Origin of the sequence: Acutalibacter intestini (assembly GCF_034334985.1) — a bacterium.
Taxonomy (GTDB): domain Bacteria; phylum Bacillota; class Clostridia; order Oscillospirales; family Acutalibacteraceae; genus Acutalibacter; species Acutalibacter intestini.
Window position 1 is genome coordinate 51,706 of the sequence record NZ_JAWXXL010000012.1, and the last position, 25,377, is coordinate 77,082.

A 25,377-nucleotide genomic window follows, 5' to 3' on the forward strand; every position below is an offset into this window, starting at 1 on the left:
TTGCTTCGCGCCGCCAAGGTCCTGGGGCGCCGCCCCAAACCCCGCCAGGGCTGCTCGCCCTGTACCTCGGAAGGCGCCTGTCTCGTCTGCCGGCTCGGTCGGGTTAGAACGATTGCCACTGGCAATCTTCCCCGCGCCTTCCCCGCGTCTGTTTGCTTTTTTGGCCTTTCCACATAAAAAAACGGCATCGCCCTTTTGGGGCTTTGCCGTTTCTTTATTTTACATGGTATCCGGGGCTGTCACCTTAAACAAGGCCAGGGCGTTCTCCAGCACGGTCTTGGCCCCTATGCACACCATCAGCCTGGCGGCCGCCAGGGGCTCTTCGCTGCCCTTTACCCGGCAGGCGTTGTAGAACTTGTGGAACAGGGTAGACACATTCACCACATACCGGGTAATGCGGGCCGGGTCCAGAGCCCGGGCCGCCCCGGCTACCTCGCCGGTATAGGCCGAGAGCAACCGGATAAGCTCCATCTCCTCTGGGGCGGCAAGCAGGGCCAGCTCCTCTGCGGTACAGGGCCTGGGCCGGATGCCGTCGGCCTCCAGGTTCCGCAGAATGCTGCAAATTCGGGCATGGGCGTACTGCACGTAGTACACCGGGTTCTGGGCGTCCTGTTTTACCGCCAGGTCCAGGTCAAAGTCGATTTTGGTGTTTGGCTCGTAGGAGTTGAAGAGGAACCGGGCCGCGTCCACCGGCACCTCGTCCAGCAGGGTGGCCATGGTGATGGCCTTGCCGCTGCGCTTACTCAGCTTCACGGCCTGGCCATCCCGCACCAGGTTCACCATCTGCATCAGCACTACCCCCAGCCGGGAGGCGTCCACCCCCAGGGCCGCCACAGCCCCCCGCAGCCGGGGCACATAGCCGTGGTGGTCGGCGCCCAGCACGTTGATCGCTAGGTCAAAGTTCCTGGTCACCAGTTTATTGTAATGATACGCAATGTCCGGCACCACGTAGGTGGGCACCCCGTTGGAGCGCACCAGCACAAAGTCATCGCTGCCGAACTCGCCGCCCCTAAACCACAGGGCTCCGTCCTTCTCATAGGTAACGCCCTTCTCCTTCAGCAGCTCTACCACCCGGCTCACGGCCCCGCTCTCATGAAGGGTGGACTCGTGAAACCAGTTGTCGTACTCCACCCGGTAACGCAGCAGGTCGTCGTGGAGCACCTGGATATTCTTGGGAATGGCAAAGCCCACCAGGGCCGCCCGGCGCTCCTCGCCGGGGCGGTTTACATACTGGTCGCCGTACTTCTCGGCAAAAGCCTGGGCGTTCTCCACCACGTCCGCTCCCAGGTATCCGTCCTCCGGGAAGGGGAACTCCGGCTGGAACAGCTGCATATACCGGGCTTCAATGGAAAGGCCGTAGCGGTTCACTTGGTTCCCCGCGTCGTTTACGTAAAATTCCCGCTCCACCTGGTAGCCGGCCGCCTCCAGCACAGCGGAAAGCGCGTCTCCCAGCACGCCGCCCCGGGCGTTGCCAATGTGCATGGGCCCGGTGGGGTTGGCGGAGACATACTCCACCAGCACCCGCCTGCCGCCGCCAAAGGCGCTTTTGCCATAGTCCGCGCCCAGTCGGGCAATGTCCTGTAAGATCTCCCCGTAAAAGCGGGGATGGTACGTGAAGTTCAGGAACCCGGGCCCGGCGATCTCAATTTTCTCAAAATAGCTGCCGGAGAGGTCCAGGTTATCGGCAATGGCCTGGGCAATCTTTCGGGGCGCGGCGTGGAACGCCCTGGCCCCGGCCATGGCGGCGTTACAGGACCAGTCCCCGTGGGCGCGGTCGGCGGGCACTTCCAGGGCGACGGCGGGGGGCTCGGCCTGGGGAAGCTGGCCGGAGCGGACGGCGGACTCTATAGCGGCGGCAATGGCCTGCCGCAGCTGAGATTTAGCGGTTTCTACGATTTGAGACAATTTTATCGTTCCTTTCCATTACAATTATCCTTAAGGAACCACTGAATAAATCCTGCCTAACGGCTTGGCACGCAACGCGCTTGCATATTTCCCGTCATAGGGCACAGCTTTTGCTTTCCAACCGCAAGCGATCTATGCACTCTGACGAAAAATCTGACTGCGCAATTTGCGCACCAGATTGAATTCAGTGGTTCCTTAACATTCACAACGCAAGCCAAGCAACATGGCGCGGTCAAGGGGCGGGGAAGCCGCCAGCAGCAGTGGTTCTGACCCGGCCCAGGCGGCAGCCAAAACAGGCCCCAAGGTCTCGCCGTAGAACGCGCCTCTTTGCGCCCGCAGGCCTTCCAATATTCCCACGGTCTCCTCCCGGCTGGCGGCTAAGTTGCGCCGCAGCTGGTCCAGGGTCATTCCCTGTCCATAGTAATAATCGGTCAGATAGTCCTCCACCCCATAGACCTCAAAACCCGCCGGAAGCTTCTCAAAGGGATACTCCAGCGCCCGGGCCCGGGTAAGCTTGGTGGATAGGCTCACGCAGTCCAGGTTCAGTTCCACGTCGCACAGCCCCGACACCGAGATCACCGGGATGGGATAGTGGGCAAGCCGGTACGCCCCCTGTTCATTTTTATAGTAATGCCCGTTATACCACCCCGCCTCTACCGGCAGCCCCAGGGTCTCCAGGGCTTTTTGCAGCCGTTCCCGCCGCTGGCAGAGCCCGGCATATAAACAGTCTAAGGCTTCTAAGTCGGCTTCTAAGTCCATCATAGGCAGCTCCCAGGCAGGGGGCTGACCTCTACCAAAAGCTCGTTGCGGCTGGATAGGTTGGAATCAATGTCCAGGGTATACTTGATCTCCAACGAACCCCCGGTTTGGTCCAGGGCCTGGCGCAGTTCGCTGGTAAACACCCCCACGGTCATGGAGCCAAAGCCCGTGTCGTACAGGCACAGGTGGCGGCGTCCCTTTTCCAAAATCAGCCGGGTGGTGGACCCGGCCCGCATCATGGTCACTTTGCCGGGCTCCACTTTTAAAACAGCCGTGTGAGAAACGCGAGGGTCCTCGTCGTCGTACTCCTTATAGGCAATATACCGCACGTCGTCCCGCTGGGTATAAGAACCCGTGGTGGAAAGCACCACCTCGCCGGTGTCCTCCGCGTAGATCTGACGGCCTTTGATATTAATATTATAATCCTCTCGCATCTTCCCGCCTCCTTTACCACTTTGGGGGTTGGTTTTTTATTCTGTTCTGTAAGATTTTCTTACGCTTCAGGCCCCTGCTTCCAGGTCTACCTGTTTTCCCTCCACAGCATGGCCCAAAAACAGCTGGGCCACTGCCCCGAAGTTTTCCGGCGCGTCGCTAACATAATACTCCGCCCGCCGGGGCTGTTCCGCCCCGCACAGCATCTCCTGGGTCTCCAGGTACCCGGCCAGGGCCAGGGCCGCCTCTCTTCCGCTGTCCACCAGGGCCACACCAAGCCCCATTGCCCGCTGGATAGTCTCCCGGATCAGCGGGTAGTGGGTGCAGCCCAAGATCAGCGTATCCACCCCAGCCTCCCGCAGGGGGGCCAGGTACCGTTCCGCCACCAGCCGGGTCACCTCTTCCTCCGGTTCCACAAAACCGTTTTCCACCAGGGGCACAAACAGCGGGCAGGCCTGGGGATACACCCAAAGCCCCGGGTCCAGCTCCTTTAGGGTGCGTTCATAGGCCCCGCTGTGGATGCTGGCGCTGGTACCGATCACCCCCACCCTGCGGTTTCTGGTCTGCCGCACGGCGGCCTGGGCTGTGGGCATTAGCACGTCAAAATAGGGCACCGGCAGCCGTGCGCCAATATCCGCCGAGGTAGAGCTTACTGTACCACAGGCCGCCAGCACTGCCTTAACCTGGTGTTTCATCAAAAAGGACATGTCCTGCCAAGCGTAGCGCCGCACCGTCTCCCGGCTGCGGGTGCCGTAGGGCACCCGGCCCGTATCGCCAAAGTAGACCAGGCTCTCCCTGGGCAGCAGGCCCTCCAGAGCTTTCACCGCGGTGAGTCCCCCCAGGCCGGAATCAAACACTCCAATGGGCCGGTTATCCATTGGCGCCCTCCCCGGCCCGCTGAAAGGCCAGCTCAATCAGCCGGTCCAGCAGCCCGCCGTAGGTCATCCCTCCGGCCATCCACAGCTTGGGATACATGCTGATAGAGGTAAAGCCCGGCAGGGTATTGATCTCGTTGAGCACCACCCGGCCGTCCTCTTCCACAAAGAAGTCCACCCGGGAAAGCCCCGAACAGCCCAGCAGCCGGTAGGCACGCACAGCGGTCTCCCGTATCTCCTGGGCGGCCTTTTCGCTGATGCGCGCCGGGATAAACAGCTGGCTGGTGCCGTTAATATACTTGTCGTCATAGTCGTAGAACTGGGCGCTGGCCCCTATCTCCCCCACCAGAGAAGCCTCCGCCCCCTGGCGGGTGCCCAGCACGGCGCACTCTACCTCTTGGCCGCGCACGCCCTGCTCTACCACAATCTTCCCATCCTCCTGGGCGGCCTTACGAATGGCCGCGTCCAGGCCCTCGGGGCTCTCCACCTTGCTAACCCCCACCGAGGACCCGGCGTTGGCAGGCTTGACGAACACGGGGAAGTCCAGCCGGGCCTCAATCTTGTTGCGCACCTTCTCCGGCGCGGCCTCATACCGGTCCGCGTAGAACCACAGGTACAGGGCCTGGGGAATCCCCGCCGCGGACAGCTGGGTGTGGGTCACGGCCTTATCCATACACACCGCAGAGCTAGTGGTATCACACCCCACATAGGGTACCCCGGAAAGCTGGAGCAGCCCCTGTACGGTGCCGTCCTCGCCGTTTTTGCCGTGGAGAGCCGGAAAAACGCAGTCCAGCCGGATAACCTGGGCCTCGCCCTGCCGCAGTACCACCAGGCCGTGGACCGTGGGGTCCGGCGCAAGAAAAGCTGGGGTCCCCTTTAACCAAGAGCCGTCCTCCAGGCCGGAAACCGGCCCCTCATGCAGCAGCCAGCGGCCCTCTTTTGTAATACCCACCATGTGCGCGTCGTACTTTTCCGGGTCCAGGTTTTGCAGAATGGACCCAGCGGACATTAAGGACACCTCATGCTCAGAGGACTGGCCGCCAAAAAGCACGGCCAGACTGATTTTTTTGCTCATGGGAATCACGCTCTTTTCTGGTAAGATTATGAAAGGCATGGAAAAAAACTCGTATTTGGATCTTGTCTATAGAAATAATCGTGCCCGTCTTTTCGGTGGATTTCGGCGGTTTCCACGACAAAAGAGGTTGCCCCCCGAGACCGCCCGCGCTTGTTTCCTTGAACCCGCTGAAAATCCGGGCGTCCAACCCGTGGAAAGCTAGGCCTTGTTTAAAAAACCGGAAGTACCGTCTTTATGCCCCATACAGGCGGATTTCTGTGTCGAACATTCCCGAGACACGAACCCCTGGTGGTTTTCTCTTGGAAACCGCCTTGTTTTGAGCAAAAATCCGGCGCTCCCTTTATTTTCAAACCAGCCCTAGAGTCTGTTTGAAAACGCCGAAACAGGGTCTGTTTTGCCCAGAAATGGTGGCTTCGGCGTCAAAAATCCTGGAAAGGCGCCAGCATTTCTTGCGGTTCTTTCCTGGAACCCACTTATTTCTATGCAAAGATCCAGCGTTTCTCCCATTTTAAAACAGACTCTAGCGTTCTGGCAAAAGAACCCGTACCGCCGGCATTGCCATAAAAAAGGCTTTTTACATCCTTACTATATGTTGCATAAACACCCGGGGGCACTTTCCTTTGCATTATACTATATCCTCTCCCAATTATCAACCTTTCTTTCTCCCTTTCCCAGGGCAGGAAAAGGCTGCCGCAAAAAACCAGCGCTCCCGGCCTTTCAAAAGGCCCTGGAACGCTGATCCTTATTCAATCTACACTATTTTAACGCCGCCCCTTCCGGCCCCGCTTGGCCCTAAAGAGGTATACAGGGCTTTGGGAATTGGCGATGACATGGTCTACAAAGTGCAAAGCCGCCAGCATAAACACAATAGAGAACAAAAGCAGAGGCATAAGGGCAATGAGCATGGGCAGCGTTAGGCTGACCAGGGCAAAAAACGGCCCAAAGAACAGATACGCCAGCACAAAAGCCGTTAGCAGCCCGCCAAACAGCAGGCCCCGCAGGGTGTTGAAAGGGGCGCTAACCTTAAACAGCATAATAAAGCCCGTCATAGCTGTGGTCATAACCGCCATGGTAGAGGCTTCGGCGCTGGTCAGGCCCAGGGGCTCGGTCAGTGTGCACAAGACCACAATGTTGGCTGTCATGGTCAAAGCCGCCGGGATGCACATTCGTATCACGTTGAAAATAAACTTGCCCTTTACCCGGTCGTTGTTGGGCTCCAGGGCCAAAATAAAGGAGGGCACGCCAATGGTCAGGGAGCTGATAAGGGTCTGCTGAATGGGCTCAAAGGGATAGGAGTAGTTGATAAAAATGAAGAGCACGCCGATCAGGGCCGAGAAGATGGTCTTGACCAAAAACAGGGAACTGGACCGCTGAAGGTTGTTGATAGACCGCCGCCCCTCCTGAACCACCACGGGCATGGAGGCAAAGTTGCTGTCCAGCAGCACCAGGTTGGAGACCGTGCGGGCCGCGTCGCTGCCCGAGGCCATGGCCACCGAGCAGTCCGCCTCCTTTAGGGCCAGCACGTCGTTGACCCCGTCGCCAGTCATAGCCACTGTGTGGCCGTCCTCCTTCAGGGCCTTAACAAAGGCCAGCTTCTGCTGGGGGGTCACCCGGCCAAATACCGCGTAGTCCTTTACCGCCCGGCGAATGTCCTCGTCCGTGCGCAGGGTGGTGGCGTCTACATAGCGGTCCGCATGCTCCAGTCCCGCCTTGCGGGCAATGTTTGCCACGGTCACCGCGTTGTCTCCCGAGATCACCTTGAGGTCCACCCCTTGGTCTGCAAAGTACCGCAGGGTGCTGGGGGCCTCTTTGCGTATCTTGTCGCTAATGAGCACCAGGCCCATGCTGACCAGGCCCTCAGGCAGGCTCTTGTCCTCAAAGGGCCCCTGGGCCCGGGCCAAAAGCAGCACCCGCTGGCCGTTTTGGGAGCAGCCCTCTACCTTTTTCTTGATAGCCCCAAAGGCCCGCCCCAGGATGAACTCCCCAGCCCCCATCACATAGCTGCCCCGGCCCGGAAAGTAGACCCCGCTCCACTTTCTGGCAGAGGAAAAGGGCACCGCCTCCCCCGCTTTCCACAGGGTGTGTTCCGGCAGGTAGTCTTTTAGGGCCATAAAGGTGGGGTTGTTGTCCGAAAGCGTGTTTACTAGGGCGGTTAGGGCTTCTTCCATCTCCTCCTTCGTAAAGCCCTCAAAGGGCTCTAGAGCGTCCACCTGCATGCTGCCCTCTGTAATGGTGCCGGTCTTGTCCAGACAAAGGGTGTCCACCCGGGCCAGGGTCTCTACGCAGTACATATCCTGGACCAGGGTCTTGTGGGTAGAGAGCTTGATAACACTCACCGCAAAGGCCAGGCTGATGAGCAGCACCAGGCCCTCGGGAATCATGCCCACCATGGCGGCGGCGGTACTGACTACCGAGGCCTGGAAGGTGTCTCCCAGCACAAAGAACTGCTTCCAGAACAGCAGCCCGCCAATGGGCAGAATGGCAAAGCCAATGATCTTTACAATAAAGTCAATGGAATTCATAATCTCCGAGTTGCGCTTTTTCATGTACTTGGCGTCCCCGGCAATCTTATTGGCATAGCTTTCGGCTCCCACGTGTTCCACCTGGGCCGAGCAGTTCCCGCTGACAATAAAACTGCCGGAAAGCAGCGGGTCTCCGGGTCGCTTTAAAATGGGGTCCGCCTCGCCGGTGAGCAAAGACTCGTTCACTTCGCACTCGCCGGCCACCACCGTAGCGTCGGCGCAGATCTGCCCCCCGGAGGAGAGCAGCAGAATGTCGTCCAACACCACATCCTCCACCTGCACGGTAAACTGCCGGCTTGCCCGCATCACCGTGGCCTTGGGAGAAGAGATCAGGGAAAGCTTGTCAATGGTGTGCTTGGCGCGAATGCCCTGAAAAGAGCCGATGATAATATTGGAAAAAATCACCCCCATAAACAGGGCGCTGCGGGGCGAACCCACCAAAATTACGGCCAGGGCCAGGGCGAAGTTCAGCAGGTTAAAAAAGGTGAACACGTTTTCTCGGATAATCTGCCCCTCGGTTTTGCTCTTTATGCCCGAATCACCGTTGTGCAGGCCCTGGGCCATGCGCCGGGCTACCTGCTGGGGCGAAAGACCCTCGCTAGGGTTGGGATAAAAACGCTCGGGTCCCCGGGTCTGGGGGGCCGGAGAGGCTGGGGGTTGCTTTTGGAGAGGCATTGCGGCAAGCAGCTCCTTTCAATAGAGAGAAGTAGTTTATAGACTAAGTATAATACATGCTAAAAAGTCAGTCAAAACAGAACAGTCAAGCGGCTGTATGAAAATTCCTGAAGATTCAAACAGCAAGCCATAAAGGACGGCGGGGTCCGCCCCGTCCACAGCAAAACCGCCCCGCAAAAAAGGAGGAGCCGTCCCGCCGCTGGCTAAGCCGTGGGCTAAAACCCAGCAAACCGGACAGAGCTGCGCACAGAAACAGCCGTGCCCGCCCCTAAAGACGCAAAACCGGCAAAAACACCAATTATATCCATAAGTATACACCTAAAACGCCGGTTTTCCAAGGGTACAAAGGCAAAATTTACAATTTTATTTTTTTACGAATTTCGTCTCCCAGCCATTGAAAGAACTGCCCATATTGGCTAAAATTCTCAACCAAATTCTGCCAAAAGCCCCGTAAATCCCGGCACTTCGGGAAAAAACGCCGGGCTGCGGCAGGGTTTTGCATTTGACATTATTTTTGTTAGCGGCTATAATTATCTTGTAACCCAGTTAAAACTCCCTCCGGAATTCGCGCCCGGCGGGACACTCGTAGAAAAAATACACCTGTGCAGGGGGCGGCGGCCTCCCCGTTTGAAAGGAAGTTTTTTTGATGGCAGCTAAGGAGAAGATGGAAGAACTGATGATAGTCAACCGCAGGACCGGCAAAGCCCTGCAAACCACCGGCCTGGACAACGGCCTGCCCGTGACCCAGTGCGAGCCCAACGGCAGCGACGTTCAGCTGTGGCAGCTGGTGAAAACCGGCGCGGTGGTAAAGTTTGTAAACAAGCAAAACGCCAAGGTACTGGACGTGATGCACGGTGCCACCGAGGCCGGCGCCTGGGCCCAGGCCTGGGAGGACGTGGGCGGCGAAAGCCAGCTGTGGCAGCTGGTAAAGGTTACTCCCACGTACAAAAAGATCTTGAACATACAGTCCGGCAAGGTTCTGGATATTGTGGATATGCGGGAGGACGACGGCGCCCCCGCGCAGATCTGGGACGATGTGGACGGCTTGGGCCAGCAGTGGAAACTGGTGGATCCCGCCGCCCTGAAAGCCAAGGCGGAAAAAAAGGCTGCGGCAAAAGCCGAGCCTAAGACATCGACTGACGCCGAGTCCAAGACGTCGACTGACGCCGAGTCCAAGACGTCGACTGACGCCGAGTCTAAGACGTCCGCTGACGCCGAGTCCAAGACATCGGCTGACGCCGAGTCCAAGACATCGGCTGACGCCGAGCCTAAGACATCGGCTGACGCCGAGCCTAAGACATCGGCTGACGCCGAGCCTAAGACATCGGCTGACGCCGAGTCTAAGACGTCGGCTGACGCCGAGCCTAAGACGTCGACTGACGCCGAGTCCAAGACGTCGGCTGACGCCGAGTCTAAGACGTCGGCTGACGCCGAGCCTAAGACGTCGACTGACGTCGAGTCCAAGACGTCCGCTGACGCCGCTAAGAGCAAGACAGTGACCAAAAAGGCCCCTGCCAAGAAGCCCGCGGCCCGCACCACCCGCAAGACTGCCAAGAAATAACAGCCCGAAAGCTAAACAGGGACCCTCTCATCTGGGGTCCCTGTTTTTTGTGGCCTAGCCCTGTTTGTCCTTCTGGTTTTTCAGGTGCTCCTCCACCCGGTACCGGGGCCGGGCCTTTACTTCGCTGTAAATTTTGCCAATATAGCCCCCTACCACTCCCAGGCACAGCATCTGTAAGCCGCCCAAAAGCCAAATAGAGCACACAATGGCCGTCCACCCAGACACAGCCCATCCGGCAAAGTATGAAACCAGAGCGTACAAAAGCCCAAATACGCTTAGGACAGAAAGAAGAATTCCAAAGTTGGAGATCAGCTTTAGGGGCTTTACACTAAAGCTGGTGATACCGTCCAGAGCAAAGGAGATCATTTTTTTCAGCGGATACTTGGACTCTCCCGCAAAACGCTCATGGCGGTCATAATACACATAGTCGCTGCGGTAACCGATGAGGGGCACCAGCCCCCGCAGGAACAGGTTGACCTCTTTGTACTCGGAGAGCCCCTCCAGGGCCCTTTTGCTCATCAGCCGGTAGTCCGCATGGTTAAAGACCACGTCCACCCCCAAAAGCTTCATCACCTTGTAAAAGCCCTCGGCAGTGGTGCGTTTAAACCAGGTGTCCGTGTCCCGCTTGTTGCGCACACCGTACACCACGTCGCAGCCCTCCAGATATTTTTGTACAAACTGGTCCAGAGCGTCCACGTCGTCCTGTAAGTCCGCGTCCAGGCTAATGGCGCAGTCGCAGCTGTCCATGGCGGTCATCAGGCCACACAGCAGGGCGTTCTGGTGGCCCCGGTTGTGGGCCAGCTTAACCCCCTCCACATACATATTCTCCTGGTTCAACCGGGTAATCAGCTGCCAGGTCTTGTCCCGGCTTCCGTCATCCACCAGCAGCATCCGGCTTTGCGCATTGGCCAGGCCCTGCTGGCGCATGGCGTCCAGCTTGGCAGAAAGGCGGCGAACGGTTTCGGGCAGGACCTCTTCCTCGTTATAGCAGGGAATGACAAAATAGACGGTGGGGTTCATAGCGGCACATCCTTTCAGTTAGTTTCTTCCGGTTCCTCTTCCTTTTCTTCCGCCTCTTCCTTTTTCTCCGGCCAAGGCCGGGGCTGAAGCCGGTCGTGCCGGGGGGCGGGTGGCTCCCGGCGGGCAGGCGCGCTCTCTTCCTCTTTTTCTGTCAATGCGGCCTTTGGCTCCGGCGGGTCCTCGGGGGGCACGGCTGCTTCTCTGCGGCTTGGCAGGCGCAGGGCGCCCGGCCGGGAGAACCGGGCCCTCCGGCGCTTCTCATAGTCCGCAAACCGGGCCACCCGCATAACCTTGGGATAAACCTTTGGCTCTGGGGCAAAGTTGTTCATCCGCTTCCCAAGGGTCAGATAGGCAATGAGCAGAATCAGCGCCCCCAGGGAGACCAGCGCCCCCAGCCCCAGCCCTGGGGTGGAATAGGTGAACTCAATATGGGCGGCAGGGCCCTGGGCGGGCACCTTCACTGCCATAAAGCCCACGTTCACCCGAAGGATCTCGGCGGGCTGGCCGTTCACCTGGGCACTCCAGCCCGGCTCATAGGGTACGCTGAAAAACACCAGCCGGTCCCTTTGGGGGGTGTCCATTTTGGCCTCAAATCCGGTCTGGGTATAGCGGAACTCATGACAGGCGGTGGCGGCCCGGTCCTGGCAATCCTTTAGGTAGCCTGCTTCGGTAAAGCTCCGCATGTCGCCAGAAAGATGGGTCAAACCCATGGCCTCGGCAATCTGCACAGCCTCTTGGTCCTCCAGCACCACGGCCCGCAGCATAGAGAGCTCACGGGCTCCGCAGGTGGTGTCGCTGCCCTTGCCCAGGGTCTCGTACTCGCTGCGGGTTAAATAATAGTCATAGGAAAAACCCATGGGGACATAGTACTCGTTTTCCCAGATGTCATAGCCGTTGGCATTGCCATAGTAGGCCCAGCCGGGCATAGCGGGTTCGCTGGAATCCTCCCCGGCAAAAAAGTCCCGGTCCCTGTCATCGTCAAACAGCCAGCGCACACTGGTCAGGCCCCGCAGGGCATAGTGGCTCACCTTTGGTCTAGAGGCCACGTCCCGCTTTACGCCAATAGAGTCGTAGAACTCCATCACAGACCCGGGCACAATGCTGTGAAAGGCCTGAATAGAGGGAATTTGCCAGAACATGGCCGCGTTGTCCAAAGACTCGTAAAAGTCCGAACGGCATTGCTGAAGATCCGGCAGGTCGATGGCCGCGCCGCCGTTCAGCTGGTAGGGTATAATGTGGTCCCAGGTATAGTCGCTCTGGGTTTTGCCCAAGGCGATAAAGAAGATGGCGTACAGCACCGACACTGCCGAGAGGCAGCCCATGGTCACCCGGCGGAACACCCGGCGGCTGCTCCGGCAGAACAGGAAGATATACACCAGCATCCCCAGGCAGATCAGGGAAATGGCCACATAGCTCCAAAAACGGGTGGGGTACTGCTCCAGGCCCATGGTCACGGTGGTTTCTCCGTCCTCGGTCTCTACCACAGGCATAAAGCCGATTACAGCCGCAATGGCCACGGTAATCGTCAGGGTCCAGGTAATGGACCGCCGCCAGTCCACCCGCTGGTTTTCCAGGGCCATCACAGTGGCAAGGCTCATCATCAGGGTCAGCATATAGTACCACCGGGCGTAAAAGGCGCTGTTCATCATCTGGAAGGAGGAGTTAAGGAAAGGCACCAGGGCCATGGCCAAGAGAATCCACAGCATCTTTTTCAGCCAGTGCCTGTGCCGCAGCTGTAGCCAGCCAATAACCCCGGTCATGCTGAACAAAGGCAGCCAGGCCCCCAGAGAGGACCACTTGGACTCGCTGTCCGGGGTAAAGTTGGGCCGGGCGGGCAGGTCCGGGGGGAAGAAGAAGCACTCAATAATATGCAGGTAGCGCTGGTTGCGGTTATACAGCACCGCATTCCAGCCAGAGAGGAAGTTGTCCACCCGGTTGTTCTGCACCACGGCCAGCACAGAGGGGACCAGCAAAAGACACGAGAGCCCCACCCCCAGCAGGGCCTCCAGGGCCAAAAAGAGAAAGTCCTTAAAGGAAATGCGCCAGCTGCGGCAGATTAGCCGCAGAAAAAAGTAGATTATGCAAAAGGTGACCTGGCCCACAAAGAAGTAATAGTTTACCAGGCAGCTGGCAAACACCGCCAGGGCAAACAGCCCCCGGCGGCGCGTGGCCATATACTCATCCAAAGCGGCCAGCAGCAGGGGAAAGAACACAATGGCCTCGTGAAAATGGTTGAAGAAAATATTATAGATAGAAAACCCAGAAAAAGCGTACAGCACTCCGCCGATCAGGGCCGTGTCCCCGGACTTTGTATACCGGTGGATGTAGACATAGGCCGTTAGGGTGGCACAGGCAAACTTCAGCACCAGCAGGGGGCCCATGAGAAACTGGATCCATTCCGAGGGGAAGGGGATGGTCAGCCAGAAAAAGGGGCTGCCCAGCAGATAGAAGGAGTAGGAGCCAATGAAATTTGCCCCCAGGTCCGTCAGGTGGTTCCAACCTAAATTGCCAGAGCGCACCGCGTCGTGGGCCAGCCGGTAAAAGGGAACCTGCTGTACATTAAAGTCTCCGTAAAACAGGAACCGGCCGCCGTCCACAAAAATAAAGGGGAGAAAAACCAAAAACGACAGACCCAGGCCCAAGAAAAAGGCCTTGAGAAAATAATTGTCCCGCCAGGACGTGGTTGGTTTAGACATATATTTACCTCCAAGGGGAAATGATGGACAAGAGAAAGAAAAAGAGGTTTTGCACCTATACTTTACCATAGAACCATTGACTTTAGAGAAAGCCGGTGCTTTTGCCCAGCAAAAGAGAAACCCTTCGCGTTTCAGGACTTCTCCTGGTGTTCGTTAAAATCCATTATATCATAAATTTTTCCATCCTGCAATGCAAAGCGGGAGTTTTTAGGCAAGCCCCCGGGCGCCCGCCCATATGGGAGTGTCCAAAATAAAGCGTTTAAAGGCGAGGCTCCGACGAAGAAACAGTAAAAGTTTCGTCAACCTTTTCAAAGGTTGCGGAGTTTTTAGGGGCGGCGCCCCTAAACCGCCGGAGGCCACTCTTTCGTCATAAACTCTTCTTTTGGACACTCCCCGCCCATATCTTTTTCTTGACAAAATTCTACTTTCTCTGTATAGTATGTACATTGCGTTTGCATCTGAAAACGGCTGCGCGTGCAGGAGGCGCGCGGCTTAAAAGCGGCCTGGCGGAAAGCTGCTCCGGCCTATCCCGGCAATAGCCGGGGGACCTTAAATCCTTTGCGGGAGGCAGCTGTGGGGGTGTTTTTTCCCTTGGCGTCAGGCTGGGTTATGTTGTGAATAACGAAAGACACGCAACTAATTTTCCAGCGCGGCGGTTTTGTGGCACGCCGCGCTGGCCGCAAAGGAGACGCATTGCCCTATGGAAAATTCTATCATTTCGCTGAAAGACATCGCTGTTTCTTACGATGGCGAGCAGGTGCTCTCGGGCTTTAGCCTGGACATTCGCGACGGAGAGTTCGTCACCCTTTTGGGCCCCTCCGGCTGTGGAAAGACCACCGTGCTGCGCACCATCGGGGGCTTTATCCGGCCCGATTCCGGCGAGGTCTTTTTTAATGGCGAAAACATCACCGCCCTGCCCCCCCACAAGCGGGAGGTAAACACCATCTTTCAAAAGTACGCCCTCTTCCCCCACCTGAACGTGTACGACAACATTGCCTTTGGCATGCGGCTAAAGGGGAAAAGCGAAAAAGAGGTAAAGGCCACTGTGCACGAGATGCTGCGCATGGTGAACCTTTCTGGCTACGCCCACCGGGGGGTGGGGCAGCTTTCTGGCGGGCAGCAGCAGCGGGTGGCCATGGCCCGGGCCCTGGCCAACGAGCCCAAGGTACTGCTGCTGGACGAGCCCCTCTCCGCCCTGGACCTAAAGCTGCGCAAAGACATGCAGGTAGAGCTGAAGAAGATTCAGCAGCAGACAGGCATTACCTTTGTGTTCGTCACCCACGACCAGGAGGAAGCCCTTTCCATGTCGGACCGGGTGGTGGTAATGGACGGGGGCGTGATCCAGCAAATCGGCAGCCCAACAGACATCTACAACGAGCCTGAGAACGCCTTTGTGGCGGACTTTATCGGCGAGTCCAATATCCTGGACGGCCTGATGCTGGAGGACTACCTGGTACGCTTTGCGGGGCATAAGTTCCGGTGCCTGGACAAAGGCTTTGGCCAGAACACCCCGGTGGACGTGGTCATCCGGCCAGAGGACATCGACGTGGTAGCGGCGGACTCCACCCACATTACAGGCGAGGTGACGGCCGTTACCTTTAAGGGCGTGCACTATGAGATTATTGTGGACGTGGCTGGCTTTAAGTGGATGATACAGTCCACGGACTATTGCGGGGTGGGGGACCGCATTGGCCTGTCCCTAACCCCGGACGACATCCACGTTATGTCGAAGTCCGAGTACTCGGGCATGTTTGGCGACTACAGCACCTTCTCCGACGAGCTGGAGGAGGATAGGATGGCTGGCGGGAGCCTGGAGGAGGACAGCGATGAAAACCAACTCTAAGCTTCTCTGCGCCCCCTACACGGTGTGGATGACCATCTTCATCATCCTGCCTATGCTGCTGGTGGCCTGGTTCGCCTTTACCGACAAGTCCGGCGCCTTTACCCTGGAGCATATTCTTAGCGTGGGCCAGTACTCCAACGTATTCCTGCGCTCCATCTGGCTGGGGGCCATTGCCACGGCCCTCTCTCTTGTCCTTGGCTACCCCCTGGCCTATATTATCTCCCATATGCCCGCCAAACGCCAAAGCGTTATGGTCATGCTGGTCATGCTGCCCATGTGGATGAATTTTTTGCTGCGCACCTATGCCTGGATGACCCTTTTGGAGGACAACGGGCTGATTAACAGCCTGCTCTCGGCCCTGGGCCTGCCCCGGGTGCATATGATTAACACCGCCGGGGCCGTGGTGCTGGGCATGGTGTACAACTATATTCCCTATATGATCCTGCCCCTGTACTCTGTGCTGACAAAGATTGACCCCAGCGTCATCGAGGCCGCCCAGGACCTGGGGGCGAACCACCGCAAGGTGTTCCTCAAGGTGGTGGTGCCCATGAGCATGCCGGGCATTATCAGCGGGGTCACCATGGTCTTTGTGCCAGCGGTGAGCACCTTTATCATCTCAAAGATGCTGGGCGGCGGCGGAAACCTGCTCATCGGCGACCTGATCGACATGCAGTTTTTGGGCAGCGCCTACAACCCCAACCTGGGCTCTGCCATCTCCCTGGTACTGATGGTGATTATCCTCATCTGTATGGGCATTATGAATCAGTTTGACGAGGGAGAGGATAACGCGGGAGGAGGTATGCTGCTATGAGCAAAGCGGTGGCCCGGATCTATACCTTTTTGATTTTTCTGTTTCTGTACGCCCCCATCCTGGTGCTGATTGTGTTCTCCTTTAACGATACCGAGACCGCCAGCCGCACGGTGTGGAGCGGCTTTTCCCTGAAGTGGTACGAAAAGCTCTTTGAGGACCGGCTGATTCTGGAGGCCCTGCGGAACACCCTTGTCATCGCGGTGGCTGCGGCCGCTGCCTCTACCGTGCTGGGCACCATAGCGGCCATTGGCATTAACTCCATGAAGCGCCTGCCCAAGCGGGTGATGATGAACATCACCAACTTCCCCATGGTGAACCCGGAGATTGTCACCGGCGTGTCCCTTATGCTTCTGTTTGTGTTCGCGGTGGGCCTGGTAGGGGGGCGCAGCCTGGGAATGCTGTCCCTGATTGGCGCGCATATCACCTTTTGCCTGCCCTATGTGATTCTCTCGGTGCTGCCCAAGCTGCGGCAAATGGACCCCGCCCTGTATGAGGCGGCCCAAGACCTGGGCTGCCCGCCGGTAAAGGCTTTCTTCAAGGTGGTGCTGCCAGAGATTATGCCCGGCATTGTCACAGGCATGATCATGGCTTTTACCCTGTCCATCGACGACTTTGTCATCAGCTACTTTACCAGCGGCACCACCCAGACCCTGCCCATCTATATTTACTCCATGACCCGCAAGCGGGTGAGCCCGGAGATCAACGCCCTGTCCACCGTGCTGTTCGCCGCGGTAATGGCCCTGCTGATTGTGGTAAATGTGCGCACCGAAAAGGTGCGTAAGGCCGAAAAGGCCCTGGAAGAATAAAGCCCGCTACTCTTATCTCTCCATTCTAACAGGAAAGGATTTCGATACCAAAAAATGAAAAAATTTCTTCTTTTCCTCCTGGCCGTCCTGGCCTCCGCCCTGCTCTCCCCCTGGGCGGCAGCGGCGGAAAACGTCACCCTGAACGTGTACAACTGGGGCGAATACATTGCCAACGGCACCGACGGCTCTATGGATGTGAACGCCGAGTTCACCCGGCGCACCGGCATCCAGGTGAACTACACCACCTTTGACAGCAACGAATCTCTCTATTCCAAGCTGGCCGGAGGCGGCGCGGACTATGACGTAATCATCCCTTCGGACTATATGATCTCTAAACTCATTGCCGAGGATATGCTGGCCCCCCTGGACTTTTCCAATATCCCCAACTTTCAGTACGTGGACCAGCCGTTTAAAAACCCGGACTATGACCCCCAGAACCTCTACTCTGTGCCCTATACCTGGGGCGTGGTGGGCATTTTTTACAACACAGACTTTGTAGAAGAGGTCACCAGCTGGCAAAGCCTGTGGGACGCCCAGTACGCGGGGAAAATTCTGATGTTTGACAATCCCCGGGACTCCTTCGCCATTGCCCAGTTCCTGCTGGGACAAGACGTGAACACCGCAGACCCGGCCCAGTGGCGCCAGGCTGCCGCCCTTTTAAAGGAGCAAAAGCCCCTGGTGCAGGCCTATGTGATGGACCAGATTTTTGACAAAATGGAAAACGGCGAGGCCTGGCTGGCCCCCTACTATGCCGGGGACGCGGCCATTCTGGTGGAAAACAGCGAAAACATTGCCTTTGCCGTGCCAGAAGAGGGCACCAACTTTTTTGTGGACGCTGCCTGCGTGCCTAAAACCGCCAGCCATAAAGCAGAGGCCGAGGCGTACATTAATTTTTTGTGCGACCCAGAAATCGCGGGGGCCAACATGGACTATGTGGGCTACTCCACCCCAGAAACCGCTGCCAAGGAGTACTTGGACCCAGAGGTAATCGAAAGCCCCATGTACTACCCCAGCCAGGAGACCCTAAACCGCACCCAGGTGTTTGTAAACCTGCCGGAGGACACCGCCCGCCTGGTGGACACCCTTTGGGCAGAGGTAAAGATGGGCGGCCCAGGAGAGTCGGCGGTGCTGGTGGCCATTATCCTGGGCTTTTTGGCCCTGTACATTGCCATTGTGGTCTATAAGCGCCGAAAAAGAAAGCGGGAGCTGGCATAAGAAAGAGTCGCGCCATTCAGCCCCAATCAAACAAAAAAAGAGAGCCGCCAAATGGCGGTAGTCCATAAGGAAATATTGCAAAATTTGTGACGAATGCCAGGTAAACGGAAAAAGAATAACTGCTATGCAAAAGGGTTATCCGATTGCATAGCAGTTTTCTTTTGTCTTTCTATTTAGTTTTTGATTTTCAGCGTTCCAACGGAACGCACAGCCATCACCGCAGGTGATGATCTCAGGGGTTGGGGGACATGTCACCAACAAGCATTTAGCAGAAATTCCGGGGACGGGATTTCTGCTAAATACGCAATCTTACGGAAGATTGCATTGCTTGCGAACTGTATCGCGAATTCCTGTTAACCGCTAATTGTAAAATCTATTGCTATTATTCATTTAAATGTCTATAATAAGAAAATCGAAAAATCTAATCAAAAACTAATCAAGCCTTAGTATAATCAGATTGGAGGTTTCAGATATGGCAAAAACAATACTGATTATTGAAGATGAAATAGCAATACAAAATATCTTAGCCGAGCCGCTTAGAGCCTGCGGCTATGAAGTTGTGACTGCATCGGATGGTCTGGAGGGTATCAATGCTTTTCATACCCACCACATAGACCTTATCCTTTTGGATATTATGCTGCCGAAAATCAACGGATATGCTGTTTGCGAAATGGTACGACAAGAAGCACAGACCCCAATTATCCTTTTGACTGCCCTTGATACAGAGGATGACCAGATAAAAGGTTTTGATTTATTGGCAGATGACTATATCACAAAGCCCTTTTCTATCAAACTGGTACTAAAGCGTGTGGAAGCATTGCTTAGAAGAACAGAAACAACGGATATGGGTACAGACATTATCCGATATAAGGAACTTCAGATAAGTGCCAAGCAAAGGCAAGTTCTTGTAGCAGGTGCAGAGGTCATTCTTACGCAATCCGAGTTTGATATTTTACTCTTGTTCCTTAAAAATCAAGGGCGAGTATTCACAAGGGATGAGCTTCTCAATCTTGTCTGGGGATATGAGTTTATCGGCGAGGAAAAAAGTGTCAACTTCCACATTATGAATCTGAGGAAAAAGTTAGGTGTAGATTATATTGAAACTGTCAGAGGGGTGGGATACAAAATTGCGAAAGAAAATCAGTAACTCTCTAAGTACAAAAGTGTTCCTGTGGGTATTTACCGCATTGACTTTGTGTAGCATTTTGATATATGGCATCGTTCTTGTATTTGTTCCACAGAGCTATCAGCTCACAGGCAGCAAACAGTTTGAAACCAATGCGGGAGCGTTGTTCTCTGCTCTGGAAAACAAAAGCTATGAGGATGGAACGACGCTGATTACGAATTTCTGTATTGAGAACAATGCTGTAGCTGTGTTGGGAAACGAAAAGAATAGTGTTACTTTCGGAGATTTTGAAGCTATCGTCGATGACCTGTCAACGGCACAAACCTACACAACCAATGTGACCTTTGCCGAAGATAAAGCAATCTACACGCTTTCCGTTATCTCCCTTTCCAAAACGGCAAGCGAACTATTCAGTCTACTGCTCCGTTTTATTCCGTTGGTATTGACGGTTATTCTGCTTCTCTCTGCTCTAAGTGCTTTCATTTGCAGCCGAGTGATTGTTGTACCGATTGCAAAAATCAGTCAGATTTCCAAGCGAATGACCGAGCTTGATATGACTTGGAGGTGTGATACAGACAGAGGGGACGAAATCGGTGTACTTTCTTCCAGTCTGAATACAATGGCGGCAAGGCTGCAAAGTACAATGGAAGAATTGGAAACGGCAAATCAGCAGCTAACCAAAGATGTTAAGAAATTTCAAAGGTTGGAGGAACAGCATAGGAATTTTTTTGCGGCTGTTTCCCACGAGCTGAAAACACCGTTGACTATTCTGAAAGGTCAGCTTGAGAATATGATATTAGGTTTCGGGGATTACCAGAACCACGACAAATATCTGCCGCAGGCACTAAAATCTGCCGAGGACATCGAATACTTAGTGAAAGAGATACTATCTATTACCAAAATGGAAACAATGAACATCGGCAGCTCTTTGGAAACACTTTCTTTAGCTGATATGGTAAGTAAAGTAGTTACAGAGTTGCAGCCTTTGGCGACTGAAAAAGACATTGCTATTTTTCAGAATATCTCCGAAGATATAAGTGTGTCAGTCAACCGCAACCTGTTCGGTAAGGCGTTATCCAACATCATTGGCAACGCCATCTGTCACTCTAACGCAGATGCTAAGGTTTATGCAGATTATGACACGGATACGCACATTTTGGTTGTAGAAAATACAGGCGTATTTTTAGACGAGGATAATTTGGAAAATATGTTTACGCCGTTTTATAGGGCGGACAAATCCCGCAGCAAAGCCACAGGCGGAAGCGGTCTGGGTTTATACATTGTAAAGACTATTCTTGACCTGCACCAAATGGGATACCAAATCATGAATACCGACAAAGGTGTTGCGTTTTATCTGAAATTAAATTAAAATCATCTTCTAAGGAAGCCGTCAGTTATCTGGCGGCTCCTTTGCATCTCTAAAAACGAATGAAACGCATACCAAATGCTAACCAAAAACTAATCAAAAAAAGATATGATTGTCAGCAGAAAGGAGATGTTGCCTAAATGGATTATAAAAAGCGGGCAGGTCTGTATCTGCTCCGCAAAAAAGGAAATGCCATCAGTATCTTTCTGCTCATAATGGTCGTTTCGACCTTTCTCATTTCCTGTTTTACGCTTCTTACCGCATCCGAGAAATTAGCGAGCGACATTCGAGGAGCTTTAGGAGCTGCCTTTTATCTAAGGGCAAGTACAGGCGTCGTATCAGATGAAAACGGCGAAATGACAGTTACGGAAAACCATATCCGTATTACTGATAATGAGATAAAGCAGATACAAAGTTGTGGCGATATTGCATACCACAATCCTATCAATTATGGATATGCCAAAGGCGAACTGCTTACCAAAGGCAATCCCATTGCCTTTATTCGCGGAGAGAAACACACTGAGGATAACAATATGGGAGCAGTTACAGCACTTTGCTACTCTGCATTGGAAACAGATTTTGTAGACGAGGTACTGGCTCTTGCCGCAGGCAGACATATTACGGAAGCAGATACAAATGCCATTTTGATAAGCTCTGAGGTGGCTGCTGCGAATGGCTTGTCTGTTGGGGATAAGATTGTCCTGTCATCGTCCGAGCTTGGAGAAGCTGACGGCGAGTACATTGATGTGTGGTCTGGGGAAAGAAAAGAGACAGTTGTAACGATTGTAGGAATATACGATATTCTGGAAGCGGATGCGAATGTAACAGCAACCGCTGGCAGACAAGAAAATCGTATTTACGCAAGTATTGATGTTTTGACACAGCTTGCTGCAAGCGAACCGTCTGTTTATACAGGCGAGGTCGGTTTTTATGTGACTGACCCAAAGACACTTGATGAAATTGTATCCAAAGTGCAGCAGATAGAAGAAATTGATTGGAAAACGCATTTTATCCGCACGAATGATTTTCAGTATTCCAAAGTTTCCGATAGTCTTACTTCTTTAGGGGATTTAATAAAAATCCTGTTGGCGTGTGTTTCCATCGTGAGTGCCGCTATTTTGACCTTGATTTTAACTTTGCGTATCAGAGGCCGCATACCAGAAGCAGGCATCCTTTTAGGAGCAGGTATCCCGAAAGGGGAAATCATAAAACAGTTTCTGTTAGAAGTATTGAGTGTAGCTGCCATCGCATTTCTGTTTTCTTATGCTGCGAGCTTTGGAATAAGCCATAACTTAGGTAATCATCTGCTTGCGGATTTTCATCCTAATCTCATCAACGCTGCGGCATTACAGAATGGAATGAGTGATGCAGTGAGTATGGACAGCTATCTCACTCTGGGTATTGGAAAAACCCTGCTGATATATGGATGCCAGCTTATCGTAGTTGTGCTTTCCGTACTGCTCTCATCGGCTTCTATCTTGAAGCTGAAACCAAGAGAGATACTGACAAAAATGAGCTAAGGAGGATATGCGTAATGAATTTTGTAAAGAGAGCTTTTCTTTACTGCTTTCGGCAGAAAGCAAAGACATTGATTTTGTTCTTGGTATTGGCGATTATTTCAACCTTTTTTTTGACAGGTCTGGCAATCCGTGATGCATCCGAGGGTGCGACTGCGGATGTGCAGACAGCTATCGGCGGTAAATTATTTTTGGAAATTGACCCTACCAACCAATACGATTCGAGCCAAGACGGATACGGGATGACCTATACCTATAATGGCGATTACATTACCCCAGAGATTTTAGATGCCATTTCAAAGGTGGACGGCGTTGTAGATTATAATTCTGACAATCCGAGAGGATTTTGGGGAGCAGGCGTGGACTTTCAATATTTACCTGCGGCATTTAATTTGAGCTATACCCCTTATGGAGAGTCGTCTGCGTATACGGCAGCTCTTTCCTCTGAAAAAAGCTCTGATTTTGAAAGCGGAAAGTACAGCCTTGTGGACGGCAGACACATCACCCCCGAAGATAAGTATGTCGTGATGATTTCAAAAGAGCTTGCGGATTACAATAAGCTGTCTGTGGGTGATGTGATGACAATGTACTGTCTGGACTCCGACAGTAATGTGAAGCTTAAAATTATTGGTATTTTTGACGGTACGGAGGGTACTTCTGGGAACGGCGGTTTTTCTGTATCGGATATACCCGCAAACTGCGGCTATGTGGACTACACGACGATGTTTGAAAACTTTGGTCGTAAGATAGACGGTTATACACAGATTGATATTTATGTGGAAGACCCTGTAAGCATCCAGAATGTCTATGATAAAGTAAAGGACCTGCCAGAGCTTCGTGGGAAATCCTTGAAACTAAGCATTGATACGGATGAATATGAGGTCGTACAAGCACCTCTTGAAACCTTGCAGGGCTTAGTAAGCACTATCCTCGTGATTATCATCGTTGTAAGCTCTCTTGTGCTGACACTTCTTTTAACTCTTTGGATTAGAGGGCGTAAAAAAGAGATTGGCGTTTACCTGTCTATTGGTAAGAGCAAGACGGGCATTATCGGACAATTTTTTGTGGAAACGGTGACTGTAGCGATTGTCGCCTTTGCAACTTCTGTTTTCTTTGGCGGTCTGATTGCAGGAAAAGCAAGTGAATTTCTGGTGTCCAGAGTAACAACAGGTGCAGCAACGCTTCATGTTGAAATTTCAGCGGCGTATCTATTGCCTCTATACCTTATCGGTATTGCCATTATTGCCGCCTCGGTGGTACTTGCATCGTGGACGGTGTTCCGTTTGAAGCCGAGAGATATTCTTTCAAAGATGAGCTAAGGAGGTAGAAAGCGATGAATATTATGGAGATAAAAGGAGTTCGCTACTCCTATGATAACAAGCGAAATGTGTTAAAAGGCGTGAGTGCTGAATTGGACGCAGGGAAAATGTACGCCATACTTGGACCGAGTGGCTGCGGAAAGACAACGCTGCTTTCCCTGCTTGGTGGATTAGACAGTCCGCTTGAGGGGCAAATCCTTTTTGAAGGGCAAGACATTGATACCGTAGGTCTTGCCACGCACCGCAAAAACAATGTAGCCTTTATCTTCCAGAGCTACAATCTGATTGATTATCTTACACCAAAAGAGAATGTGGCTCTGACTTCTAAACTGCCGCCACAGCCTATTTTAGAGCGGGTGGGACTGACCGAAGAAGAAAGCAAACGAAATGTTCTGAAACTTTCTGGCGGTCAGCAACAGCGTGTAGCGATTGCCCGTGCGTTAGCTTCTGATGCAAAGGTCATCCTTGCCGATGAGCCGACAGGCAACCTTGATGAAGATACAGCAGCAGAAATCACGGCAATTTTGAAAGAATGTGCCCATCAGATGAATAAATGCGTGGTTATCGTCACGCACTCCAATGAGCTTGCAAAGCAAGCAGATGTTATCTTTCGATTGAAGAAAGGTGACTTGCAGGTCGCAGGAAATTAGAGGGTAAGCAACGAAATATTCAGAATGAACAGGAGGGGGGTAACATGGGAAATTAGTTGTATTAGATATATCCGAATCCGGCAGACAGATTGGTGAGAAGTTATTTGTGGTTCTTAATGCTGGAAGAAAAAAAGAACTGACTGAATTTGTCCGGGAATATGAGGGAAACTGTGTTCCACATTTTCCTTCATACCTTCGTAGCAACAATCCATCATTAACTGAATTTCAGGAGGGCAACCTGTACGTATGCCTGGAGCAAAGGCTTGTACGAGTTCAGGATCAGACTGTCAATCTGACAACTAAGGAGTTTGATATACTGGCATTGCTGATTCGAAATCCAAAGCGGGTGTTCACCTATGAGATGATTATTGATTTTGTGTGGAATGAGGATTATTCTTACTACTCACGAAAAGCTGTCAACAACCATATCAGCAATATGCGGAAGAAACTGAAAATCTCGCCGGATGTGTCCGATTATATCAAAAGCGTTGCTGGTGTCGGATATAAATTTGAATACCAGCCAAGTCCATAAAAACCGTTGCAGGAAAACCTGCGGCGGATTTTTTGTAAATAACTAAACACAGACGGCAATTTTTGAGGAGAAAATGAACGGATATATAGAGGGAATTTTGTTCTGTAGGGAGTGTTCATATGCTTCAAATGTGAATTTTTTGTGAATTTTTCAAGCTGCCCCCCACAATTTGCCCTAAAAATGTACTGAATAGTAGAGGGATATTTTTTCGTATGGAAGGAGGTGTTACTATCCATAAAAAGATTCCGGTCATGGACTATCGACAGTACCGCCGGATGCGGAAACTGGTGCATGAATGCTGTAACTATGACAACGGTAACTGTATCGCATTGGATAATGGTGAGGAATGTGTATGTGTCCAGAGTATATCCTATTCGCTTCTCTGCAAATGGTTCCGCTCTGCTGTCCTGCCGCTGGACAAGTCCCTGGAAACGGTGCTCTTATTCCGGGATGAGTTAAAATGCTGTTCCGTCTGCGGGCAGCCGTTCCGCCCCGGTTCTAACCGGGCCAAATACTGCAAGTCCTGTGCGACGAAGGTTCACCGCCGGCAGAAAACGGACAGCGACCGGAAAAGGCGGCTGGCATGCGGACAATTAGAGTCGAAAAAGCATTGAATTTACTGCTGTTTTAAGCTGCTGTCAATGGGCGTGAGGGATAAATCTCCTGCGCCCC

At 53.5% G+C, this 25,377-nt stretch carries 21 protein-coding genes; 13 read left to right on the forward strand and 8 right to left on the reverse strand.

Annotated features, from left to right (window positions below; genetic code table 11):
- Nucleotides 1-219 precede the first annotated feature (219 nt).
- The 5 genes from argS to U8U68_RS10630 form a co-directional block, all read right to left on the reverse strand.
- Nucleotides 220-1,905: an arginine--tRNA ligase gene (gene argS / locus U8U68_RS10610; protein ID WP_322200784.1), complete on the reverse strand. Its 1,686-nt coding sequence runs from the start codon at nucleotides 1,903-1,905 to the stop codon at nucleotides 220-222.
- A gap of 195 nt (nucleotides 1,906-2,100) precedes the next feature.
- On the reverse strand, nucleotides 2,101-2,667 hold the full coding sequence (locus U8U68_RS10615; RefSeq protein ID WP_322200785.1) for a hypothetical protein: 567 nt from the start codon (nucleotides 2,665-2,667) through the stop codon (nucleotides 2,101-2,103).
- A complete protein-coding gene (locus tag U8U68_RS10620) occupies nucleotides 2,664-3,098 on the reverse strand; it encodes a YwiB family protein (RefSeq protein ID WP_322200786.1) in 435 nt (144 codons plus the stop codon). Before U8U68_RS10620 ends, U8U68_RS10615 begins: the two co-directional genes overlap by 4 nt.
- A 66-nt stretch (nucleotides 3,099-3,164) precedes the next feature.
- Nucleotides 3,165-3,974, reverse strand: a complete 810-nt coding sequence (gene murI / locus U8U68_RS10625; protein WP_322200787.1) for a glutamate racemase — start codon at nucleotides 3,972-3,974, stop codon at nucleotides 3,165-3,167.
- Nucleotides 3,967-5,046 carry a D-alanine--D-alanine ligase family protein gene (locus U8U68_RS10630; protein WP_322200788.1) on the reverse strand — a complete coding sequence of 360 codons (1,080 nt, stop codon included), beginning with the start codon at nucleotides 5,044-5,046 and terminating at the stop codon, nucleotides 3,967-3,969. Before U8U68_RS10630 ends, murI begins: the two co-directional genes overlap by 8 nt.
- Before the next feature lie 394 nt (nucleotides 5,047-5,440).
- Here U8U68_RS10630 and U8U68_RS10635 point away from each other — a divergent pair, with 394 nt between their 5' ends.
- On the forward strand, nucleotides 5,441-5,785 hold the full coding sequence (locus tag U8U68_RS10635; RefSeq protein ID WP_322200789.1) for a hypothetical protein: 345 nt from the start codon (nucleotides 5,441-5,443) through the stop codon (nucleotides 5,783-5,785).
- Nucleotides 5,786-5,807: 22 nt separating this feature from the next.
- Here U8U68_RS10635 and U8U68_RS10640 read toward each other — a convergent pair whose 3' ends face one another.
- Entirely contained in the window at nucleotides 5,808-8,243 is a 2,436-nt protein-coding gene (locus tag U8U68_RS10640; protein ID WP_322200790.1) for a cation-translocating P-type ATPase, read from the reverse strand.
- A 646-nt stretch (nucleotides 8,244-8,889) separates the two neighbouring features.
- Here U8U68_RS10640 and U8U68_RS10645 point away from each other — a divergent pair.
- Nucleotides 8,890-9,804 (forward strand): RICIN domain-containing protein, encoded by a 915-nt coding sequence (locus tag U8U68_RS10645; protein WP_322200791.1) that lies wholly within the window; start codon nucleotides 8,890-8,892, stop codon nucleotides 9,802-9,804.
- A 54-nt stretch (nucleotides 9,805-9,858) separates the two neighbouring features.
- On the opposite strand, the gene U8U68_RS10650 is transcribed toward U8U68_RS10645, so the two are convergent.
- Together U8U68_RS10650 and U8U68_RS10655 are read right to left on the reverse strand one after the other, a co-directional pair.
- Nucleotides 9,859-10,824: a glycosyltransferase family 2 protein gene (locus U8U68_RS10650; RefSeq protein WP_322200792.1), complete on the reverse strand. Its 966-nt coding sequence runs from the start codon at nucleotides 10,822-10,824 to the stop codon at nucleotides 9,859-9,861.
- 14 nt (nucleotides 10,825-10,838) lie between these two features.
- The gene (locus U8U68_RS10655) at nucleotides 10,839-13,520 is read right to left on the reverse strand and encodes a YfhO family protein (RefSeq protein ID WP_322200793.1); all 2,682 of its coding nucleotides are present in this window, start codon (nucleotides 13,518-13,520) and stop codon (nucleotides 10,839-10,841) included.
- Between the two features lie 700 nt (nucleotides 13,521-14,220).
- On the opposite strand from U8U68_RS10655, the gene U8U68_RS10660 reads away from it, so the two are divergent.
- From U8U68_RS10660 to U8U68_RS10710, 11 genes are all read left to right on the forward strand, one after another.
- Entirely contained in the window at nucleotides 14,221-15,363 is a 1,143-nt protein-coding gene (locus U8U68_RS10660) for an ABC transporter ATP-binding protein (RefSeq protein ID WP_322200794.1), read from the forward strand.
- Complete coding sequence (locus tag U8U68_RS10665; RefSeq protein ID WP_322200795.1) at nucleotides 15,347-16,174, forward strand: ABC transporter permease; 828 nt, start codon at nucleotides 15,347-15,349, stop codon at nucleotides 16,172-16,174. Before U8U68_RS10660 ends, U8U68_RS10665 begins: the two co-directional genes overlap by 17 nt.
- Nucleotides 16,171-16,980 carry an ABC transporter permease gene (locus tag U8U68_RS10670; protein ID WP_322200796.1) on the forward strand — a complete coding sequence of 270 codons (810 nt, stop codon included), beginning with the start codon at nucleotides 16,171-16,173 and terminating at the stop codon, nucleotides 16,978-16,980. Before U8U68_RS10665 ends, U8U68_RS10670 begins: the two co-directional genes overlap by 4 nt.
- A 54-nt stretch (nucleotides 16,981-17,034) precedes the next feature.
- A complete protein-coding gene (locus U8U68_RS10675; RefSeq protein ID WP_322200797.1) occupies nucleotides 17,035-18,195 on the forward strand; it encodes an ABC transporter substrate-binding protein in 1,161 nt (386 codons plus the stop codon).
- 472 nt (nucleotides 18,196-18,667) lie between these two features.
- Complete coding sequence (locus U8U68_RS10680; RefSeq protein ID WP_322200798.1) at nucleotides 18,668-19,342, forward strand: response regulator transcription factor; 675 nt, start codon at nucleotides 18,668-18,670, stop codon at nucleotides 19,340-19,342.
- Entirely contained in the window at nucleotides 19,293-20,690 is a 1,398-nt protein-coding gene (locus U8U68_RS10685) for a sensor histidine kinase (RefSeq protein ID WP_322200799.1), read from the forward strand. Before U8U68_RS10680 ends, U8U68_RS10685 begins: the two co-directional genes overlap by 50 nt.
- Nucleotides 20,691-20,827: 137 nt before the next feature.
- Nucleotides 20,828-22,207, forward strand: a complete 1,380-nt coding sequence (locus U8U68_RS10690; RefSeq protein WP_322200800.1) for an ABC transporter permease — start codon at nucleotides 20,828-20,830, stop codon at nucleotides 22,205-22,207.
- Between the two features lie 14 nt (nucleotides 22,208-22,221).
- Nucleotides 22,222-23,523, forward strand: a complete 1,302-nt coding sequence (locus U8U68_RS10695; RefSeq protein WP_322200801.1) for an ABC transporter permease — start codon at nucleotides 22,222-22,224, stop codon at nucleotides 23,521-23,523.
- Between the two features lie 14 nt (nucleotides 23,524-23,537).
- Nucleotides 23,538-24,173, forward strand: a complete 636-nt coding sequence (locus U8U68_RS10700; protein WP_322200802.1) for an ABC transporter ATP-binding protein — start codon at nucleotides 23,538-23,540, stop codon at nucleotides 24,171-24,173.
- Nucleotides 24,174-24,279: 106 nt separating this feature from the next.
- Complete coding sequence (locus tag U8U68_RS10705) at nucleotides 24,280-24,705, forward strand: winged helix-turn-helix domain-containing protein (RefSeq protein WP_437124425.1); 426 nt, start codon at nucleotides 24,280-24,282, stop codon at nucleotides 24,703-24,705.
- 251 nt (nucleotides 24,706-24,956) lie between these two features.
- Complete coding sequence (locus U8U68_RS10710; protein WP_322200803.1) at nucleotides 24,957-25,319, forward strand: cysteine-rich VLP domain-containing protein; 363 nt, start codon at nucleotides 24,957-24,959, stop codon at nucleotides 25,317-25,319.
- Nucleotides 25,320-25,377: the final 58 nt, after the last annotated feature.

Coding starts and splice junctions, on each gene's coding strand:
- U8U68_RS10615 (WP_322200785.1), bottom strand. CDS start 2,667: ATGATGGACTTAGAAGCCGACTTAGAAGCCTTAGACTGTTTATATGCC.
- U8U68_RS10620 (WP_322200786.1), bottom strand. CDS start 3,098: ATGCGAGAGGATTATAATATTAATATCAAAGGCCGTCAGATCTACGCG.
- murI (WP_322200787.1), bottom strand. CDS start 3,974: ATGGATAACCGGCCCATTGGAGTGTTTGATTCCGGCCTGGGGGGACTC.
- U8U68_RS10630 (WP_322200788.1), bottom strand. CDS start 5,046: ATGAGCAAAAAAATCAGTCTGGCCGTGCTTTTTGGCGGCCAGTCCTCT.
- U8U68_RS10640 (WP_322200790.1), bottom strand. CDS start 8,243: ATGCCTCTCCAAAAGCAACCCCCAGCCTCTCCGGCCCCCCAGACCCGG.
- U8U68_RS10645 (WP_322200791.1), top strand. CDS start 8,890: ATGGCAGCTAAGGAGAAGATGGAAGAACTGATGATAGTCAACCGCAGG.
- U8U68_RS10650 (WP_322200792.1), bottom strand. CDS start 10,824: ATGAACCCCACCGTCTATTTTGTCATTCCCTGCTATAACGAGGAAGAG.
- U8U68_RS10655 (WP_322200793.1), bottom strand. CDS start 13,520: ATGTCTAAACCAACCACGTCCTGGCGGGACAATTATTTTCTCAAGGCC.
- U8U68_RS10660 (WP_322200794.1), top strand. CDS start 14,221: ATGGAAAATTCTATCATTTCGCTGAAAGACATCGCTGTTTCTTACGAT.
- U8U68_RS10665 (WP_322200795.1), top strand. CDS start 15,347: ATGAAAACCAACTCTAAGCTTCTCTGCGCCCCCTACACGGTGTGGATG.
- U8U68_RS10670 (WP_322200796.1), top strand. CDS start 16,171: ATGAGCAAAGCGGTGGCCCGGATCTATACCTTTTTGATTTTTCTGTTT.
- U8U68_RS10675 (WP_322200797.1), top strand. CDS start 17,035: ATGAAAAAATTTCTTCTTTTCCTCCTGGCCGTCCTGGCCTCCGCCCTG.
- U8U68_RS10680 (WP_322200798.1), top strand. CDS start 18,668: ATGGCAAAAACAATACTGATTATTGAAGATGAAATAGCAATACAAAAT.
- U8U68_RS10690 (WP_322200800.1), top strand. CDS start 20,828: ATGGATTATAAAAAGCGGGCAGGTCTGTATCTGCTCCGCAAAAAAGGA.
- U8U68_RS10695 (WP_322200801.1), top strand. CDS start 22,222: ATGAATTTTGTAAAGAGAGCTTTTCTTTACTGCTTTCGGCAGAAAGCA.
- U8U68_RS10700 (WP_322200802.1), top strand. CDS start 23,538: ATGAATATTATGGAGATAAAAGGAGTTCGCTACTCCTATGATAACAAG.
- U8U68_RS10710 (WP_322200803.1), top strand. CDS start 24,957: ATGGACTATCGACAGTACCGCCGGATGCGGAAACTGGTGCATGAATGC.